Genomic DNA, 3,631 nt, shown 5'->3' with positions numbered 1-3,631 from the left:
GTTGTCGATGTAGACGGTGCGGTGGTACTGCAGCGCGAGCGGGGACAGCGCGAACACGAGCACGGCGATCGCCGCGGTCGGACGGGCGGTGCCGAGTCGGCGCGCGAGCACGAAGAGCAGCACGCTCGAGACGGCGGTGAAGAACACTATCGACTCACGCGCCGCCTCGACGGCGAACGGGTAGCGGGCGAACGCGCCCGTCACGGACGTGTACGCCGCGATCTGGATCCAGCCCAGCGGCGGGTGGTCGTACCAGTACGTGTAGTGCGTGAGCTCGCCGAGGTTCGTGATGGCCCAGGCCTGAGCGGTGTAGGTCCCCTCGTCGTCGATGCGCTGCGGCGTCCCGGACATGTTCCAGAGCTGCACGGCCGCGGCGACGGCGAGGACGGGGAGCAGCCAGGCGAGGCTGACCGCGTGACGGCGGACCCAGCCGGCCGCGCCGCTGCGGGCGACGGCGCCCCGGATCGGGATGCCGGTGGTGTTCGTCATGCTGGCGGTCATCGGGTTCCTCCGGTGGTCTGCAGCTCACGGGCGTCGGCGGACTCGGTCGCCGTCTCGGTCACGGCGCTGGGGAAGCCGACGACCTCGGGAGCGGGCGTGCGGTGCTGCCCGGTGTGCTCCGTCTTCTCCCAGCCGTTCTGGCCCTGGACGTGCCGGACGACGGCGCGGACGGCCGCCGCGGCGAGGAACACCTGGTACGGGATCAGGCCGAGGACGAGCTTCACGTAGTCGCGGACCCGGACCTTCTCCTTGTACAGCCGCCCGAACTCACCGAGGCCGACGATCTCGACGGCCAGCAGCATGAGGGTCGGGGCGAGCGGGATGAACGAGATGAGGGCGATCGACGTCGGGACCTTGACGAACGCGATCATCAGGACGCTCAGCGGGATCAGCAGACCGGTCGCGGCCTGGATGAAGGGCATCGTGAGCAGGTAGCGCGCGAAGAAGCGCTGCTTGCGGGTCGGGAGCTTCTTCCACTCGCCCTTGCCGAGCACCTGGAGGAAGCCCTGGTTCCACCGCGTCCGCTGCTTGAGCAGGGACGCGAAGGTCGGCGGGGTCTCCTCGCGGGTGACGGCCTCCGGCGAGTACGCGACGACGACCTTGGCGTTGTCGGCGCTCAGGCGGACGCCCAGCTCGCAGTCCTCGGCGAGGCAGTGCGCGTCCCAGCCGTTCGACCACTCGAGGCGCTCGCGGGTCACGAAGACCGTGTTGCCGCCGAGCGGGATGAACTTCGACTCGGCGTGGAAGTGCAGGCGCGAGCGGAACCAGAAGTAGTACTCGAGCACGTTCCGGAGCGACCACCAGCTCGACTTGAAGTTCATGAGCTGCACGCCGCCCTGCACGACGTCCGCACCGGTCTCCTGGAAGCGGGAGTCGACGAGCGTCAGCAGGTGCGGGTAGACCTCGTCCTCGGCGTCGAACACACCGACGATGTCGCCCGTGGCGTACTGGAGGGCGAGGTTCATCGCCTTCGGCTTGTTCTTCGGCGCGGTGTCGTCCACGACGACCCGGATGAGCTCGGGGTGGCGCGCGGCGGCGGCGCGGACGACCGCGTCGGTCTCCGGGTCGTCCTCGCCGACGATCGCGATGATCTCGAAGTCGGGGTGGTCCTGCGTGGCGAGCATGTCGAGCGTCTGGCCCATCACGTCCTGCTCGTGCCGACCCGGCACCAGCAGCGTGAAGCGGTGCGCCGCGGGCCGCGGCGTCTCGCTGAAGCGGGTGGCCTTGAGCGCGTCGCGCGAGCGCCAGGCGTGCAGCATCCACCACAGGGTCGACAGCGCGACCAGCGTGAGGAGCACGGAGACGACGATCAGGGCGGAGTACCCGATCCACTCGCCCAGCGACCAGGCGGCGTGCGGGAGCTGACCCGAGCCTCCCGTCGGGACGTTCGTGGTGCCGCGGTTCGGCACGGTGCCGGACGTGGCGGGGGAGCCGGGCTGCAGGAGCGGACCGGCGGCGGTGACCAGCGCGGCGGAGAGGGTGGTCGTCATCAGGCCGAAGCCTCCTTCGGGGACGAGCGTCAGTGAAACGAAGACGAGGGCCTTGTACGCGGCGAAGCGGAACGCTGTGCCGAGGACCAGGCCGACCCCGTTGCCGGCGACGTTGTCGGCGAGGGTGGATCGGAACCCGAGGACGTAGTGCGAGACGAACAGGCAGGCGGCCGCGATGAAGAGGCCGACAAGGTTCGCGAGGGCGAAGAGCAGCCCCTCGCGGACGGTGGCGCGGCGGTCGACGCCGCGCTCGGAACGGAAGGTGATGGACCGGTTCGCGAGCCACGCGACCGCCGTCGAGACCACCGCCGACACGACCTTCGCCCAGATCGGGCTGTCGGGCAGGACGGTGGCGCGGAGGACGTTGTACACGGCGAGGTCGATGACGAAGCAGACGGCGCCGATGGTGCCGAAGGACGCCAGTTGGCGTCCGAGGGTGAGCAGGCGCGCTGCGCGGGCAGCACGGACCGGAGTGGGGGCCTCGGTCTCGGGTGACACCAGAACGGGGGTATCGGTCGAGGTCATGCCCCCGATTCGGGGGACTCGTCGGGACCGGTTTGGTCCGGTCCCGACGATGCCAGGTCTTTGCCAGGTTGGCGACACCTGCCGTTCACACGGGGTACGAACGGCCCGACCGGTCTGTGCACAGCCCGCCCCTCGGCGGGTCGCGTCCCGGTCGATCGTGCGCGAGGATGGTCCGGTGAGCTTCACCGGCATGCCCCGCTTCCGCAAGTTCTGGTCGACCGTGCAGGTCGCCGTGCTCTCCGCGGCCGTGCTGTTCTGCATCGTCATGCTCGTGATCGGCCAGGGCAAGCTCGACCGGGTGTACGCGGTCGCGGCGATCTTCTTCGGCCTGGCGCTCGCCGGGCACGCCACGTACCTCTGGCTCACGGCCCGGGCCGCGCGCGACGGGCGCTGACCGGTCGCGGTCGCACTGTCCGTCTGCCATCGCGGGCGCGGTGCTCGGCCGGGTTGTGGCCGAGATCGCCATCACCTACTATCTGCGTATGCACGTAGACAAGCAGGTGTGCGGTCTCGACCCCGAGTCCGAGTACGTCGAACTCGCGGTCGAGGTCTTCGCGATGCTCGCCGACGCCACCCGCGTCAAGATCGTCCTCGCGCTCCGGAACGCGGAGGAGATGAGCGTCAACCACCTCGCCGACGTGGTGGACAAGAGCCCGGCTGCGGTCTCGCAGCACCTCGCGAAGCTGCGGCTCGCGCGCATGGTGTCCACCCGGCGCGAGGGGACGACCGTCTTCTACCGCCTCACCGACGAGCACGCCTCCGAACTCGTGATCGACGCCGTGAAGCAGGCCGAGCACGTCGTCGGCGCGGCACCGCACCACCGCACGCGCGCATGAGGCAGCGACCGGATCACGAGCACTCGCACTCGCACTCGCACTCGCACGGCAGCGCGCAGCACGACGGGCACGAGCACGACGGCCACGACCACCCCCACGGCGGCGTCCGCGGCTTCCTCTTCGACCTCTTCGTCCCGCACACCCACGACGCCGCCGACTCCATCGACGACGCCCTCGAGGCCAGCACCGCCGGTGTCCGCGCCCTCAAGGTCAGTCTCGTCGTGCTCCTCGCCACGACGGTCGTGCAAGCCGTCATCGTGGCGTTCACCGGCTCGGTGC

At 70.2% G+C, this 3,631-nt stretch carries 4 protein-coding genes and 1 pseudogene; 3 read left to right on the top strand and 2 right to left on the bottom strand.

Features of this window, described 5'->3' with window-relative positions:
* Positions 1-501, bottom strand: a 501-nt coding sequence (locus I59_RS13815) for a hypothetical protein (RefSeq protein ID WP_031273842.1), incomplete at its 3' end; no start/stop codon positions are given.
* Positions 498-2,489 carry a glycosyltransferase gene (locus tag I59_RS23190; protein WP_022904373.1) on the bottom strand — a complete coding sequence of 664 codons (1,992 nt, stop codon included), beginning with the start codon at positions 2,487-2,489 and terminating at the stop codon, positions 498-500. The genes I59_RS13815 and I59_RS23190, both read right to left, overlap by 4 nt.
* A 202-nt stretch (positions 2,490-2,691) precedes the next feature.
* On the opposite strand from I59_RS23190, the gene I59_RS13800 reads away from it, so the two are divergent.
* From I59_RS13800 to I59_RS23570, 3 genes and pseudogenes are all read left to right on the top strand, one after another.
* Positions 2,692-2,910: a hypothetical protein gene (locus I59_RS13800; RefSeq protein ID WP_022904372.1), complete on the top strand. Its 219-nt coding sequence runs from the start codon at positions 2,692-2,694 to the stop codon at positions 2,908-2,910.
* 88 nt (positions 2,911-2,998) lie between these two features.
* On the top strand, positions 2,999-3,352 hold the full coding sequence (locus tag I59_RS13795; protein WP_031273840.1) for a metalloregulator ArsR/SmtB family transcription factor: 354 nt from the start codon (positions 2,999-3,001) through the stop codon (positions 3,350-3,352).
* Positions 3,349-3,631, top strand: a pseudogene (locus I59_RS23570) (cation transporter); the annotation flags it as partial. The gene I59_RS13795 and the pseudogene I59_RS23570, both read left to right, overlap by 4 nt.

Origin of the sequence: Curtobacterium sp. B8, assembly GCF_000333315.1 — a bacterium.
In the GTDB taxonomy this organism is placed as follows: domain Bacteria; phylum Actinomycetota; class Actinomycetes; order Actinomycetales; family Microbacteriaceae; genus Curtobacterium; species Curtobacterium luteum.
This window is presented reverse-complemented; position numbering and strand designations above follow the sequence as displayed.

What these genes read in the sequence shown, in the direction of transcription:
- I59_RS13795 (WP_031273840.1), top strand. Translation starts at nt 2,999, where the DNA reads ATGCACGTAGACAAGCAGGTGTGCGGTCTCGACCCCGAGTCCGAGTAC.